Source organism: Hymenobacter sedentarius (assembly GCF_001507645.1).
In the GTDB taxonomy this organism is placed as follows: Bacteria; Bacteroidota; Bacteroidia; order Cytophagales; family Hymenobacteraceae; genus Hymenobacter; species Hymenobacter sedentarius.
Genome location: NZ_CP013909.1, coordinates 3,157,122 through 3,172,571, shown reverse-complemented (window position 1 = coordinate 3,172,571; position 15,450 = coordinate 3,157,122). Strand labels below are relative to the sequence as shown.

Annotated in this window: 12 protein-coding genes; 5 read left to right on the top strand and 7 right to left on the bottom strand. The window is 51.9% G+C overall.

Annotated features, from left to right (window positions below; genetic code table 11):
• Window positions 1-104: 104 nt before the first annotated feature.
• Both AUC43_RS13025 and AUC43_RS13020 read right to left on the bottom strand, forming a co-directional pair.
• Window positions 105-938, bottom strand: a complete 834-nt coding sequence (locus tag AUC43_RS13025; RefSeq protein WP_071885913.1) for a molybdopterin-dependent oxidoreductase — start codon at window positions 936-938, stop codon at window positions 105-107.
• A 13-nt stretch (window positions 939-951) separates the two neighbouring features.
• Window positions 952-1,677 carry a cytochrome b/b6 domain-containing protein gene (locus tag AUC43_RS13020; protein WP_068194278.1) on the bottom strand — a complete coding sequence of 242 codons (726 nt, stop codon included), beginning with the start codon at window positions 1,675-1,677 and terminating at the stop codon, window positions 952-954.
• 1,136 nt (window positions 1,678-2,813) lie between these two features.
• Between AUC43_RS13020 and AUC43_RS13015 the strand changes: the two genes are divergently transcribed.
• Complete coding sequence (locus tag AUC43_RS13015) at window positions 2,814-4,211, top strand: site-specific integrase (protein ID WP_068194275.1); 1,398 nt, start codon at window positions 2,814-2,816, stop codon at window positions 4,209-4,211.
• Between the two features lie 610 nt (window positions 4,212-4,821).
• Here AUC43_RS13015 and AUC43_RS13010 read toward each other — a convergent pair.
• Window positions 4,822-5,256: a hypothetical protein gene (locus tag AUC43_RS13010; protein WP_068194271.1), complete on the bottom strand. Its 435-nt coding sequence runs from the start codon at window positions 5,254-5,256 to the stop codon at window positions 4,822-4,824.
• Window positions 5,257-5,336: 80 nt separating this feature from the next.
• On the bottom strand, window positions 5,337-6,962 hold the full coding sequence (locus AUC43_RS13005) for a hypothetical protein (RefSeq protein ID WP_068194258.1): 1,626 nt from the start codon (window positions 6,960-6,962) through the stop codon (window positions 5,337-5,339).
• A gap of 2,012 nt (window positions 6,963-8,974) precedes the next feature.
• Here AUC43_RS13005 and AUC43_RS12995 point away from each other — a divergent pair.
• Entirely contained in the window at window positions 8,975-9,517 is a 543-nt protein-coding gene (locus AUC43_RS12995) for a hypothetical protein (protein WP_157781071.1), read from the top strand.
• 54 nt (window positions 9,518-9,571) lie between these two features.
• Here the strand turns inward: AUC43_RS12995 and AUC43_RS12990 are convergent, their stop codons facing one another.
• Together AUC43_RS12990 and AUC43_RS20990 are read right to left on the bottom strand one after the other, a co-directional pair.
• Complete coding sequence (locus tag AUC43_RS12990; protein WP_068194243.1) at window positions 9,572-10,186, bottom strand: DUF3885 domain-containing protein; 615 nt, start codon at window positions 10,184-10,186, stop codon at window positions 9,572-9,574.
• A gap of 501 nt (window positions 10,187-10,687) precedes the next feature.
• Window positions 10,688-11,485, bottom strand: coding sequence for a hypothetical protein (locus AUC43_RS20990; protein ID WP_157781070.1), 798 nt, complete (start codon window positions 11,483-11,485; stop codon window positions 10,688-10,690).
• Between the two features lie 161 nt (window positions 11,486-11,646).
• Between AUC43_RS20990 and AUC43_RS12985 the strand changes: the two genes are divergently transcribed.
• The 3 genes from AUC43_RS12985 to AUC43_RS12975 all read left to right on the top strand — a co-directional run bounded on the left by AUC43_RS12985 (window position 11,647) and on the right by AUC43_RS12975 (window position 14,076).
• Window positions 11,647-12,333, top strand: coding sequence for a hypothetical protein (locus AUC43_RS12985; RefSeq protein ID WP_068194238.1), 687 nt, complete (start codon window positions 11,647-11,649; stop codon window positions 12,331-12,333).
• Window positions 12,334-12,909: 576 nt separating this feature from the next.
• Window positions 12,910-13,578, top strand: coding sequence for a recombinase family protein (locus AUC43_RS12980; protein ID WP_068198584.1), 669 nt, complete (start codon window positions 12,910-12,912; stop codon window positions 13,576-13,578).
• Between the two features lie 96 nt (window positions 13,579-13,674).
• The gene (locus AUC43_RS12975) at window positions 13,675-14,076 is read left to right on the top strand and encodes a hypothetical protein (protein WP_068194235.1); all 402 of its coding nucleotides are present in this window, start codon (window positions 13,675-13,677) and stop codon (window positions 14,074-14,076) included.
• 592 nt (window positions 14,077-14,668) lie between these two features.
• On the opposite strand, the gene AUC43_RS12965 is transcribed toward AUC43_RS12975, so the two are convergent.
• A complete protein-coding gene (locus AUC43_RS12965; protein ID WP_068194229.1) occupies window positions 14,669-15,106 on the bottom strand; it encodes a hypothetical protein in 438 nt (145 codons plus the stop codon).
• Window positions 15,107-15,450: the final 344 nt, after the last annotated feature.

The window sequence follows — 15,450 nt, the reverse complement described above, 5'->3', positions numbered from 1 at the left end:
AAGCCCCGACTTATCATAGAGCCGGGGCTTTCTGTATTTACTGGAATGCTGGTAAAATCAGTCGGGAAAGGGCTTTGCATGCCGCTCAGCAGCTTAGTTGCCGCTTAGTGTCCGGCATCCCAATCGTAGCCGAGCTCAGCCCAATAATCCTTGGGGCGCGTGTCGGCGAAAGCGATGGTACCGATGCGCTTGAGGTGCTTTATGCCGTACTTGAGCGGGGTGACAAGGCGGAGCGGCGCGCCGTGCGCTGGAGTGAGCGGCTGGCCGTTCATCTCGTAGCACAGCAGCGTTTGGGGGTGCAGGGCGCTATGCATGTCGAGGCCCACGTAGTAGGCGCCGTCGGGGGTGCGCATGCCCACGTAGGGAGCCAGGTCGGCGGGCGGGTTGAGCGGGTCGGCAGGCTGGCCGCTGCGGGTGGCGAGCGGGTAGCGGGCCAGGAAATCGGAGAGGCGGGCGCCGGCCCAATGCACCACCACGCTCCAGCCCTCAATGCACTTGAGCTCGGTGGTCATCTGAATCTTGGGCAGGGCCTGGACGTCGGCCAGGGTGAATTCCTGGACTTTACCGGAGCCATAGCCTTGCACCTGCAGGCGCCACGCGGCAGGGTCCAGCGCTTGGTCAAGGCCGACTTTGCCGTTTACCCGGGGCGTGCGGGCCCGGCTGCGGGCAAACTCGGGGGCCAGCCGCGTTTCTTTGAAATAGGCGCTACTCAGGCGGCCGTTGGCGTCGAGCACCTTGCGCAGGGGGCGCGGAATGCCGGACTCGTTGGGCTGGGAAGACAGCCAGTTCCACCCGCCAAGGCCAGCCAACCCAGCGAGGCCCAGCCCAATAAACGCGCGCCGCGAACGACGACGCGCCTCGGCTAGCACCTCCGTTTCGGTGGGGAGCGGCTCGCGCGGGCCTGCGGCCGGCGTGGGCGCAGAAGTTTCGTCTGTCATACCGAAGAAAAAATTAGTTGGGCAAAAGGGACGAATCGGCGGGCGGCAGCGCCGTGGGGCCAGCCTTCAGCTCGTGGGTGGCGGGGTCCACTTCCACAATTTCGAACCCGGCCACCATGGCCCGGAAATTATTCCAGCCCGCCCGCACCACCTGGGTAATGTGCACGATGAAAAACAGCACGTAGCCCATGGTGAGGGCAAAATGCAGGATGCGGGCAAACTCGTAGCCGCCGAGCAGCTGCGTAAGCCAGCCAAACTGCGTGGGCTTGTAGATGGCCAGCCCCGTGAGCAAGGACCCCAGGCCCATGAGAATCACCGAAGTATAGGCTATCTGCTGGGCGCCGTTGAACTTGCGCACCGGCGGGTGCTCCTTGCGCAGGCCCAGGTCATAGAGTGTGACCTGGATGGCTTCCCTGAACGAGTGGCGGGTGGGCAGCAGGTAGCGCCACTCGCCCGAAACCAAGGTGTAGAGCACGTACAGCAAGCCATTGAGGAAGAAAACCCACATCAGCACGAAGTGCCAGGCCATGCCCTGGGCCAGCTTGTGGTCCATGTGAAAGGCCTGGTAAAACGACTGCGGGAAGAACTTGAACAAGGTGGTATTGCCCCAGCCCAAGCGGTACACGTCGTTGGCCCAATAAATCCACAGGCCGCTCCAAATCATGAGGCTGAGGACCGGAAAATTGACCCAGTGAAACCAGCGAATAGCCAGCGGGTGCTTTTCAACAAGTTGCTTCATACACTGCGGGGTGACCAGTTAACGGGCGGAAGGTACGCCGGGGGCCCGGCTTGGCCCTCCCCTTGCTTGACGCCCAGGGCGGTTCAGCCTTACACCAAGGCCGGGTATTTAGGGCCGATAAAGTGTAGCCGTTGCGCGTCTGGGTATCCCATCCTCGACTTAGCCAAACGCGGTAACCGGCGCTTCGGGTTTCTACAATCCAATAGTTAACGGCTACTAAAGAACGTCATATAATGAGATGCCCTGAAAAATGCAAGCCCTTACATTATTAATAACTTTCTAATATTATTTTATATATATTTGCTATCGAAGGTAGCACTGATGAGTTTAAACGATTAAGATTTGACGACTATCAGTACCACTTTGCGAAAAGCGTGCACGAGCGCCAACCGGGCGCCCCCACATTTCTCCGCTTTCCTTGTAGCGAAGCTCATTGGATAATTCTTTATACTAGAACCAAATGTGGAACAACTGCAGTCTCCTGCTGCTCCTCTTGGCCAGTAGTGGCGTGCAATCTTGCATGACTACCGTTCCGGCATTTAGCGCCGTCAGTCAGCCTAGAATCGGCCTATCTCAAAGCCACTCCGAGCAACCCGTCTGGCAGCGGCACCGGTGCACTGCTTGTGGTAAGCTGGCGGAAGCCAACTCCTTCCCTAACGCGGAAATGTGTCCCCGGAATGCCGGCACAACCACCACGGGGCATTCGTGGGGCGATGCGAAGGAAAACGAAGAGGCCAGGCTCGCCTGCATTCATTGCAACGCGCCTTTTTTCAACTCGCATGGCTCAAATGACAGCAGATGCCCAAAATCCGAAGCCGGGCACCGGTGGGAAACCCGCCCTGTGGGCCGCTAGCACGAGCGCATCACCAACAAGAAATGAGTCTTCTTCAATGGGAAGCCCTTGTCCTATATTTTTGCGAAGTTGAGCCAATTTCTTTTTGGGCAAACCGCAAAAAAAGGCAGAAGGGAAACCCTTCTGCCTTTCCATACCAAAACACCTTATGTGATTATTTGAACTCATTTTCAACACGTTAAATTTTTGCAATTACGATTTGTGGACAAGCCATGGACATATCCGTGGACACGTAATACCTTGTGCACATGCCCAATAATGGGTGGGATTACATCTCTTGAGAATGTACAAGATTTACTACAAGGTTCGGTCGGCCAAAGAAGACGGCACCGGTACCGTCTACGTCATGTTGCGTTGCGCCAACGGCGAAGAAGTAACAAGGACCACGGGGGTATCGGTGACCGTCAAGGAATTCAATAAAACCACGGGCAAGGTCAGCGCCAAGGACATTTTGCACCGGGAAAAGAACGAAGCCATCCGGCTCCTGGTGGTGGACTTGGAAGATGCCGCTTTCCAAGCTTGCTACAACGAAAAAGCGCAAAAGGTGGAACTGACCAAGGCCGGTATCGAAGCCGAGTACCCCAATTCCGTCAGTCGCCGAAGGGGCGCCCAAAACTTGAAGGTAGGTTTTACTGCGACCGTTGAAAACCGCATCCCCGACCTAGAAGCCCAAATTGAACGCTTGCAACGGGAATTGGCAGAAGCCAAGCAATTGCTTCGCCGCCAGCGCGGACAAGATGAAAACGAAGAAATTAAACGGGATTTGTTCTCCAATCGAATTGACGAATTCATCCTTGTAGCAAAGAGCATGAAAAAAGAGGCTACCCGGAAGAATTACCTCTACCTAAAAAGTGTAATGCGGAGTTGGAACCCGCAGTTGCAAATTCAGGAAGTCAACTTGAAAATGTTAACGGAGCTGCAACATTGGTTAGCCACCAAGCCCAACAAGGACGGCAGCAGGTGGCGAAACAGCAGCATCTTGAATGTGCTCACCCTGACCCGGGCCGTCTACGAATATTTCGCGGATGACTTAGGATTGCCCACGGCATTCTTTAAAAAATTTGAGAAGGTTAAGTACTTGGCCAACGAGAACGTAGTCTACCTGGATGCCCTGGAGTTGGACGAGTTTGCGAACGTTTCCTTAAAGGGAGACTTGCAGCTTCAAGTAAGGGAACAATTCCTAGTCTTTTGCGAGACGGGTTTGCGTCAAGTGGACGGTTGCATCTCTCGCGCCGCCGTCTACGAAGTGATGGACCGCAAAGGTCGCAAGTACAAGGAAATCCGTTTGAATCAGGAGAAAGTGAACAGTTTGGTCAGCATTCCTTTGAGCAAACGGGCCGAAGAAATCCTGGAACGCAACAATTATAGTTTCACTCCTATCCCCAACAACCACTTCAACCAAGCTTTGAAGCAAATCGCCCAGAAGGTCCAAAGTCTGCAACGGGAATTCACAGTAACCAACTTTAACGGCGCTAGCGGCATCCCGAGCACCAAACCCAAATGGCACTTTATCAGCAGCAAAGTGGGCCGTAAGACTTTTGTTAATAACTGTTTTGAACGACAAGTTTCGGAAACCACGGTGGCCGCTTGGTTGGGTCACAAGAACACCATCATGGTCCAGAAGCACTACAAACACCGGGGAGACATCGCTAAGGCTGAAGCTCACAAAATCTTTCAGTAACTAACGCATCGCATATCTACTTGATGCTTGCAATTGCTAGGGTCATGAGAAAAGAATTTGCATTTCCTAAAAGGATACAATGCTTTAATGCGAAAGCGATACTGTTCAGAATCGCTTGAAGGCCTATAAAACAAAGATTTTACCAAGTTAGTAAATAAGAAATTATACGTTCCGTATTGCACTAAACCCCGGTTTAAAGCTCCCCTAACGCTTAAAAGCATTGGCTTAAGGCCCCGTTTTGTACCTGCCTAAACGGAATATTTTGGCCTCTACGCTGCTTCAAACAGCAATTTGACTACTACCTGCAAAGGTGAGGGAGCTTAAAAAGGCTGTTTTTATCTTTTTAGCCCCCTCCTCCCCGGCTCGTACCCCCTTCTGGATGGGGGGGGGGTATAATTTGGCAATGTGGTGGAGAACGCCTGTGTTATACGCCAGTTACTTTTGTTACTGGAAACGACTGGTATAGTTCTAGTACCCCCCATGCCAAAACAAAGGCCAGAAAAAAAAATTTGTGATTTGAATTTCCAGTGGTAAATCCTAGTAAGGCTACCCCTGGACCGTTAGTTAAAAGCGAAGTCTATGGGGCCTGCGGGTGGGACCTGTTTTATATTTAATTATAACGTCTCCTGTTCTTTCGAAGGTTAATCAAGTATTTAGCCTCCAATTTTAACACCTCGGCATAAGTGGTCCTTACGGCCATTTCGTAGCCTGCAAACCGTCCGAGTATTTCTAGGCACTCCTTTAGGCCGTACTCTTCTATTTTCTTAGCGTCCTCCGCCAATTCCTCTACTTCGCATATAATGTCGTTTAGCTCGTCCATGATGATGTGGTAAGCTTTGTCGAGGGCCTTGCGGGCAGGCTCGTGGTAGAACTCGCGTTCTAAAAGGTCACAGGCATTGCGGATGCCGAGCCGCTTGGATTCCAGCGCGGTCCTCCGACGAAATCCATTCCAACCGGTTAGCAGTGGGTGAATGGCCTGAAAACGCTTGTGTAGGGCCTGGATTACGACCGGTGCGAGGGGTGCTGGGGTAAGTGTGTTGTTCATGTTGTTGTTGAAAAAGGCAAGGCTTATTGTTTATGCCCTGCCGGAAAAGGATTTAGGTAAATGGTTTTAGGATTGGTTGTTTAGAGCACTTGGCCCTGGCTTTCTTCCAGGGAACCGAGCACATCTAACAAGTCTTGTAGGTCATCCTCAGAAAGCAATTCGTTGGAGCTGCTTGCCTTCCAGGACAAGGTTGGTGTAGTGGGCCAAGGCAGCGTCACGGACGGCTGTATAATTGGTGCAGCTACTGGAGGATGTATTGTTGGTTTGATACTAACAACGGCCTCGAAACCGACCTCGGCAAAGACCTGCTTCATGATGGCCGTGGCTTCCCGGCAATCCCAGGGCGGACATAGCAGGCTGTCGTGCTTGGTGAAAGCGGTCAACTCTGCCTGCTTCAACCGCGGATAGACCCGGTCAATCATGATGTCGGCTTCCAGCCGTTGCAGATACACCGCGAGGTTTCGCGGAGCGTCCTCGTTGCCGAACCGTTCTTGGTTGACGCGGTTGAATTCCAGCAGCCAGGTAGCGACAGCACCGTATTGTTCCACGAACTTCTTCCAACTCGGCCACTGCGCGGGGTTACTGGAAAACAGGAGCCGGAATATTTCCCGCTTGCCCCAGTCCCTTTCGCGGCCACAGCACCGCGCAAAGTCCTGGTAGATGGTACCGGCTTTGGCTTCCTCAAAGAACCGACGGGTTTCGGGCGAGGACGTCAGGGGCGGGATTGTCAACCCGGCACCGAGGATGTCCCCGTGTTCCAATACGAACACCAGGAACGCCACCTGCGAGTTTGCAATGTCCACCTCCTCCAGCTCTACTCCGTCCACCAGGACGAAGGGCAGGAGTTGCTTGGGGAACTCCGTAAGCTGGGTCACCAGCCGGTTGTTGGTGCTGACGCGTTCCGGCTCAAAGCTGTTTTCCTCCAGGCCCCGGATGGCTCGCTTCCATCCCCTGAGGATGTCATCCACTTTGCGGCGTTTGAATTCACTTGCGGTAGCCACCACGAAACCGCCTTTGCCTGCCCGAAAAACTTGCTCCCCGTTACCCGCCTGGTGCAGTTTCTTCAAAAGCGCACGCGTCTTGCAATTGTACGTCTTGCTGCGTGTGCCAAAACGCACATCGATGAGCACTTCGTCGTCGCGGTACTCCGCACTGGTATCGTCTACCCGCCATTCCTGCAGGTCCAGGTTGCTGACGTAGTCGTTCGTGTAGCGGCGGGCCTCGTCGCCCTCGATGGTCAATTGGGCAGAGTCCGACTGAAGCCACGTATGCATTTGGGCACTCAACGTTCGCTGCTTTCGGCGCTTGCTATCGCCGGTGTACGTGACCGTAACCAACGGCCCCTTCAGGAACTTCGGGTTAACGCGGTAGCCCTTGGGCCTGCTTTTGTCCTTGCTATAGCTTTCCTTGCCCTGGGCGTTGCGTTCGACTTCTACAATGGCCTGGGGGGCGCCATGATGGGTAGTAACCTCTTTCAGGGGGGTTAAGGCCCGGTAACAATTGGAACTGATGGCCAGGAAGTAGCTCCGGGGTATGGTTACAAAGGACTCTTCGTCGCGGAAGGCTCTCTTTTGGCAGAGCAGGATGCTCCACACTATTTGGATGGCGGTGGTGCGTCTCACCCCGTCTATGTGCATCGCGTCGATGGCGTTAACCAGGGCAATAGGCAGGTAGATGGTGTAAATCTTCTTCTGAGGTATGGACATGAGGTTTCCTTCACTACATCGGCAATAAGCCGCATAGTGTTTTTGTGCAATTAATGTTTTTTTTGTGACCGCTTAAGTTTCGGCAGGGTACCAAGTGAAAAGCGCCTTCAGTCGTCTTACAAGGCTTATCCTTTCCTTATTTTCCTTACATACCAAAAATACACTCTTTTTACTTCTTAGGAAAGTGAAATATTTTGTCACTTTCAAAAACTTATGCTTAAACAGGTTGATAATCAGAATATTATTCGAACAGCTTGAAAAAGATGGGGGTAATTATTTTTTATATGACGTGATTATCAATAGTTTATGTCAAATGACACACATTTATGTATCCCTCCCGCTTATACTTTAGAGAAGAGAGTAGTAGTAATACTAATAAGATGAAATGTACTAGTTACCTATTAGGTATGTAGTAGGTATCTATCATGACGTAGTAGGTATGTATTCTAATAGAGTATACACTACCTCTATTGTCTATTACTTGCCTACCACGTACTACTATCCCGTCACCACCGTACAAACCCACATCAAACATCTTTGTGCCAATGCGTGTGTCTGCGTTGCTCTTCCCCACCTGCTTCTCCATTCTAGCGTGCTTTAGCTTTACATGCGTTGATGAGGAGGAAATGCGACCCTTTACTGCGGTGGGGTCGATGTTTTAACGCTCGAACGGTTGTGGTGTTGATGAGCATGGTTTGGAATGAAATGAGAGCTTACTTGTAGCGATGGTAAGCCGGGTATTGAAGGAAAGCTCAGGGTACAGGGTTCTGCATCCCTTGTGGGGTTGGCGTAATAAATCGTTAGTAAGGAGGATGGTCAGGGTTCCGCTAGGCTTCAAGGAGCACCGGTAGCCGGTCGCGGGCTTTCTTCTGGCTTAGGCCCGAGACGTGTAAGGTGCTGCCAGTCCCCTCCTGGCGGAGCTGCCCCTATTAGTCAGGTTGACCAGCGGACGCTGACATGGTGCTGGTGATTGGCGCATGCTTTTCTGTAGTAGGGCGAGGCTCCTGCCCTCCCTGTGTGGGCGAATCTGTACGCCGCAACTTGTTAAATTTCGTCACCGAGAGTACCACCTCGCTATCTTGGTTGTGTGCTGGCGCACAATGTTCTGTGATGGTTACTTACATACGTTTGCAGGAGGCTTTTTCTGATGCATGATTCATGGTAAAGAAGAATAACGTATAGCCATCTACATGGCACTGCTGTTTTTCAGCTACTGATTCCCTTATCGACCGGCATCCTGGATGGCGAGGGCTTGCCACTTCCGGACGGCCTTTTGACTAGGGTTCAAAGCTCTGCGACAAAGGTAAACCAATCCCTGCCGCACTTGCAATATTCATAATGCATAACCTATGCGTCACCCATATGTCACCTCTATTTGTCACCCCTATTTCTTCACAAATGAGGCGCATCCGCTTTTTTTAGCATGCTATTAAACTAAAATCTGCTCGCATATCCTTGTTTAACAGCAATTTAATTAAGTCTAAGTATTTGTTACCTCAGTGCAATTTAAATAGGCTTCAGAAACGTGCATTTGGTGCCTATATTACTTAAATACAATTTAAGAAATCTTTGAAATATTTCCAAAAACTTATGATTCTCGATGCCCTTGCCGGGATTGGTAGGAGAACTTAAGTGAGTTGGCCGATTAGGAGGTGTGGGTTTGTAACATCATTGCCGATTGGCTCGGCACTGCTAGAACCGGCGAGTCAGCTTATGAGCACCAAAATTTAGCCGAGGACCTGCAACGGTCACAGCATACCTTCCCCGTGTGGTGACCCATGGTTCAATCCTCCTTTGCGCTATTTATACCTTTTTGTTAAAGCCTGGACCCCGGCCGCCGGTATGTTAGCGTTAGAGCAAGTACAGGCCGACTTGCAGGCGGACCACTTCCCGACCTCGACACTGGCGGTACTCCCCCACCGGCTGCTCAAAGACGCGGTAGGTGCCTCAGGCCAGGGTGCGCGTGTCCACCTTTTCCTAAACTAGTCAAACTAGAGCGTTTATTGCCGTCTATGAGTCTACTTGTCGTTTATCACTTCCTTTCAAGGCGGCGTGTCCTGCTTGTTGGTGCCAGCCTGCTTGCGCTGGGGGTGCTCTACTTCGCCTACGAAGAGAAAACCCTGCCCGAATACTGGTTGCAGCGCCATTTAGCGGACGCGCCGCGACAAGCGGCGAAGCTATTCCCGGCCGACAGCGTGCTTCGTTATGCCTTCTACGATTCTTCCGGCATTGACTTGGCCGTCCAAGTGGATAACGCCGGTGCGCTGCGCGTTACTCAGGGCGCGTGGTTTATCGACCACCCACCGACGCTCCCCACCGGCACCGCGGCGGTGGGTCCGACGACCTTTCGGAGCTTGGCCCGGCGGTTTACCCGCACCTGGTCAGCTTCTCAAATCGAAGATGTAGATAACCACTTTGGCGGGCGCTACGCCCTGTTGGAACTGCGCCACGGCTCAAGCCATTCGGTAACGGTTGGGTGCTACAACGTGATTCCCGCTGCTTCCTTTTCCCAATTCAAGCACGAACTGCTGGAATTGGCAGAACGTGCGCGCTAGTGATTTACTCGTTTTGCTTTACGGACCGTTTATTCAGGCTATTTTAAGCGCAACTCACAAGCCATCGGCTCTGGGCGACACCCACCGGGAGTACCGGTCTCGAAACTGATTGCGAGTCGCCTCATCGGAGAAGATAATGTCCACGCCACCGTCGTAAGGTGCAATGAGGCACGCGTGTTCAATGGAGACGAAAAAGGCCTGAATCGCCCCCTCTGCAATTTCGCGCAGAATCCCTTCGCCCACGGCGGCCGTCCACCGAACCAGCGTGCAGACGGGCCGATACAGGTCGCCTGGCTCATACTCGTCCGGCACGTGCGGGTTCGGTGGCAGGGTGCTCAAGGCCACGGGAGGGAGCGCGGTAAACGCCATCCCGCGCAGGCAGCCTTCGGCGGTAAACGCCCAGGGAGGAGGTGCCGCTACCGCTGCCATTTCATATTCTCCCGTGACCAGTATCAAGTCCGCGGGTTGGCTCACCAGGTCAGCGAATAGGGCAAATTGGCGGCCCAACAGTTCGGCCCAGTCTGCATCGTCGCCCGGGTAGCGTTGGGCTTCGGGCAGGCTGTGAATCCGCAGCCACCGGTCTGGGTAGGTTATGCGCAGCCGGTACCCCAAGGGCATCGCCTCAGGGTAAGTGGAGCACCAATAGGCGTGGAAGTCGGCAGCAACCATGTTTAACTTTTCAGGCAAGGTAAAGCCGCTCGCTCCTTATGCTATCCAAAACCTAGTATAAAGTCATGCTTCCTCAAGGTTCGCAATGAGGAAGCGTTCGACTCTAGTACTGATGACCATCCTCTAAAAAGAAGAACTCGTCAATCCGTAAATCACCAGGCATGCGGAAGCTGAGGTCTAATGGTTTACCAGGGTTAGAGAAGGTGAGCCTTGGGCTTCCAAATCGGTAGGGCATCACGAAAAAACTCTTGGTTTCGAACCAGTATTGCATCGGGCGCTGACGGCAATACTGGCGAGATTTAGGATTACGACAAAAGCTTGACATCCCATCAAAAAAGTAAAGTGTAGATGCTTTTAAATGTCCTCCAACCCACTATTAACCATAGCTCGGTTTTCGCACTGAAGTCACCCTAACCTTCGCTTTCAGGCGTTAAACGCCTATTCAGCGAGTAATGGGACAGCGCCAAACTATTATAAGAAATGCTCCACAACCTGCCAGGGTTAACGCATACCATTATTATTGACACGCACTATGTAATCTGTTAAACGCTGGGTCCGTGCCGTAACTAAATCCGTCATATCAAAAGAGTGAAAGATTGACAGTGTACTTAGAAAAAAAGCATTGGTCATAAAATGTGGTTGTTCTTCGCCTAATTCAGCAAAATCATTAGCCTGAATATAGCGTAGTGCATCAAGCAGTAAATCTTCTCTAGTAGTCGCCACTTCTGTTATTATTTGGACGATATGGTCAGTAACAGCTTGGCCGTAATTTATAGCCGATGCACTTGTGGGTATAAGTCCTTTATGAATTATCCCATTTCTAAATTCCACTGGGGTTTTGCCTCCCAAATCATTTTTGCTAATTTTTAAATCATCAAGTGTAGGCATGGCTTTGCCAAATTCCTTGAAAAAAAGAAAATTAACAGCTCCTAATTGCCGCTCAGACTGATTAACAACTGATTTCCAAACTTTATCAAATCCAATCTTATTAGATTTCGCTTCTTTCATTAAAAGCACCAATATGATGAATTCATAAAATCTCTCAAGCGAAGCAGCGAAGCTCGTTACTGCTTCTCTAAAATAGCCGTCCTTAAGAGCTAGAACACCGGATTCAAAGAGGACCTCATGCTTAAGCCCAGACACTATGACTTTGCATGAATGCCCCTTTTCGCATTTGAATGAGTAGATTTTCGATTCTTGTAATGGAATGGTCACCCAAGGTATTATATCCCTTTTTTCTGAGATTGGCAAGGCAGCATTTTCATTAATACAGGCCGTACATAGCACTTTTACTTTCATTTACGATTGGCTTTTGCTTTTAAAATTACCCTTCAGAAAACGTCATAAAAACCGGCCCGGAAAACCTGAGCCTCTGGGCCGTTCGGGCACTTACGGTTACTTTCCAATATACGACCGTTTATTGGAGTGAATTCAGGCAGCTCCCCTGCTTTTTGAGCACAATGGAACAGAAACGAAAAGACGATTCAAAACCGGCTATTATTAGCAGCAGGGCATTGGACAACCTTGGAGCCATAGGGGCCTCAATCCTCGACGTCATAGTTGGACCAGCACTACAGTCGCTAACCAAAATGGCCGAAGCGTTTCCTGTTGTCGGATTGGCCATCAGCGGGGGAAAAGCCATACATGACATTAATCATCAGCTTTTCCTTCGCAAGCTTGCCCTATTTTTACAGGAGTTGGACAAGGCCCCAGCTGCTGAGATAGAGGATTTTCTACAGGAGTTGAGCGAAGACCCATCATACTGCCGGAAAGTGGGCGAAGAATTGATTCTCGTTTTGAATAGGTTGGACAGCGTTGACAAGGCCACGCTTTTAGGCAGGATTTACGGCGCATTCATGCAGAAAAGAATAGACGCCGAAATTTGTAAACGCTACTCGTCCTTGGTGGACAGGGCGCATTTGCCTGATTTGATAGCGTTTTCTAGGTTTACGGGTGGCCACAGCATCAGCGAGCCGCATTTCTCGGTCATAGAAATTGAGGGTTTGGCCTTGATTGGAGTCGTGCAGTTTCCGGTTATGACAATAAACGCAGAAGCAGGCATGAATGCAGATGCTCCTACCCATTTCCTAAGCGCCGGGTTGACTACGGTTGGAAGGGGGTTCCACGAGTTAATAAAACACCTCTAGCAAATGAGAGGGCTACGCCGAGGGGCCGCTGCGCCCGGGCCTCGTGGCGGGCCATCTGCTCCTGTTAAGCAATCCCATGGTCAATGCGGACGACCAAAATGCAGGGCAGCCTTACCAAGTGGCCGAGGCGTTCGCAGAACCCAGAATTCGCAACCGGGCCTCTACGGCGCCAAAAGCGAACCCCAAATTGGTACACTACTAGGTGAGGTTTTTGCCTTTAATGGCAAGAAGAGTTGGTGTGTCTCCGTCCACAATTTCATCATATGCCGCAAGAGTAACTAGGAGTAAGTCTCGTCTTTTAGTTCGATGCCCTTCAAAATCATGGCGTTTAATCCAGCATAGACCGATAACCCTTATTCAAAGACAACCAACACCGAGTGCTTTCCTTTATTGCCAAAGCTTGCCTCGTTTAGGCTTCACCTTTCTGGGCAGAAAGTTGATTCTGATATACCAAAATGAAAAATGGTACATAAGGAGAATGCAGAACTTCATTGCTACAGTTTATAAACGTGCATTTGTAATATGTAGCAACATATGTATCTTTGGGAAAATCCACCGGAAATAATCCAAGTCCGCATGAAATCCTACGTCGCTTATTACCGGGTGTCCACCCAGAAGCAAGGCCAAAGCGGGTTGGGGCTGGAAGCCCAGCAAGCGGCCGTGGCCAGCTTCGTCGGTACCCACGGCGTCATTGTCAAAGAATTCATCGAGGTTGAATCCGGCAAGAAGGACAACCGAACCCAGTTGGTAGAAGCCATCGCGGAAGCCAAGCGGTCTTCCTCGGTGCTGTTGATTGCAAAGCTGGACCGCCTCTCCAGAAACGCGGGCTTCATCTTCCAGCTGCGAGACTCCGGGGTGAACTTCCAGTGCTGCGACATGCCGGATGCCAACACGCTAACCGTAGGCATTTTCGCCGTCATTGCCCAACACGAGCGGGAGACCATTAGCAAACGCACAAAAGAGGCGTTGGCCGCCAAGAAGGCCCGGGGTTTTCAACTCGGCACCCCGGCCAACCTCACCCCTACCGCCATCCAGAAAGGAAAGGCAATTCGCCTTCAGAACGCCAGCACCAATAAGGCGAACGTGCAAGCTGCTTCCGTTATTCGGGACAAGGTGGCACTGGGATGGACCCTGCGAAAGGTGGCGGACCATTTGAATACCCATGGGTACCGAACGCGCACCGACAAGGCATTTACATCCGTTCAAGTCATGCGATTAGCAACGCCCAAGACACCGGCCCAGTAACTTGGGAGACGGCGCTTAACAGTTCCTTGGGTTTAGCTTTTGGGACCGTTTTCTTGAACTGGTGCGCTGCATTGGTCGAAGGACTTACCTTGCTCCATGACTTTTTCCATCACGCCGCACATCGGAGCGGGCGCCTTGCACTTCGGCATGAGCCGGACGGCCATACGAGCGCAGTTGGCCGAGACGCCCGAACGATTTTTTCGGAACGAGATAGAGGACACCGATTTCTACCCATCGCTGGGGCTATTTGTCCTCTACGATGGCACGGAAACGTGCGTCGCCCTTGAGTTCACCCGCCCGGCCCGCGTGCTCCTGGATGGAATCTCGCTGCTGCCCTTATCGAAAAAGAAGGCGGTGGCACTCTTTAAGGCCGACCCCGGATTGGAGCAAGATGAGGCGGGGTATACCTGCTACCAACTGGGCATCGGGGCTTACTATGAAGAGTCGCAGCGGGCCGAAACTGTGATTGCCTTTTCCCCCGGCTATTACAGTTCGTAATCTACTGGTTAACTATTCCGCTCCTTTAACCAAACAGAGCGCGTTCAAGGCACGACCGCTTTCTTTAACTCGCAAAAGGTTTGATACCACACAGGTTACTTTTGGCTGTATGCTTCGGAAGCACCTTAACTACCTCTTGGCGGCACTCTACTGCCGCAACCGGGCGACAATGAAAATTTCGGACGAGTCTGTGGTAGTGTTTACTGCCAAATTACAGGTATGCATGCTGTTGTTTCTGTACGAAATGCCATCTTGGGGTGCCCTGGGCCGTCTATGGACGCACCGGCAAATGGACCTGCACCTGACCAGTAGTAATCGCCTGGACGTAGTGCTGATGCTAGTGCCCTTGTTCATGTCCGTTCACCTGTTGGCGTGGCGAACGGAGCGCTTGGTTGCCTTTGCCGCTGACGCGGAACACCAGGCCATCCTACGTCAAGCACATCGCACTTTATTGGTCCTGGTAGTCGTGGGTTTAATTTGGATGGTCGTACTTGCCAAGTACAATGCTGGGACGTTGTAACACTCCAACGGGCTATGGTAGCATCCTCTCCTTATGCGATTATTACCGTTTGGCTAAACGAACCCCTGCTTGTTATTGCAACGGAACCAGCTCTACCTCGGAAAGGATAAGCTCGGGTAATCGGTCACCCCACGCCAAGGCCGGTGCCGTATTGTACCGTTCGTATGGCGTGCGCCAGGGGGTTTGCTGCGCTTGCGGAACGAGTCGGTACCGAAACTGAATGGACCGCCCCACCCGATAAACCGCGGTGTCCGGCAAATCAAACACCTTCACCTGTTGAAACGCCGGGCCGAACACGCCGCCCGCCGTGAGGCCCGGAAACGACAAGGGAGACACCTCCACCTCCCAACGCGGGCGCGGGGATTGCCCGCGGTCATCCACGGTGGTTTCGAGGCGTACGAGTCGCCCGGTGGCCAGGGGAGTACTGGGCGTAGCCAGCTCCTTTTCACAGCTGCTGCTCATGGCTAACAGGCCGATGCCGATAAGGGTAAAAAACGGAACAACTTTCATGGCAGGATGGCGTGAAGGAATACAGGTACTAGGCGAGGACCGCTACCACAGCGCATTGGTTGCGCGGGAATAAACTTACCCTCGTTTGTGAGAACAGCTGAAATTCCGACCGTTTTTTGAACAAAACCTGTTTGATTTCCGCGTATGCTTGGCCCTACTGCTACTTCCGGTGATAAGACTGGCGATGGTCGGTCATAGGGCTTATAAGTGCCACTAAACACCACCTTGTTACCCACCTCTCGGAGACTCGCTGGCACAGTTCCACAAAGCATATCGAAATCCACCGAATCATACGTGCCCGGTATCGCCCGGCGCACATAATACTGTTGCAGTGTAGGGTCGAA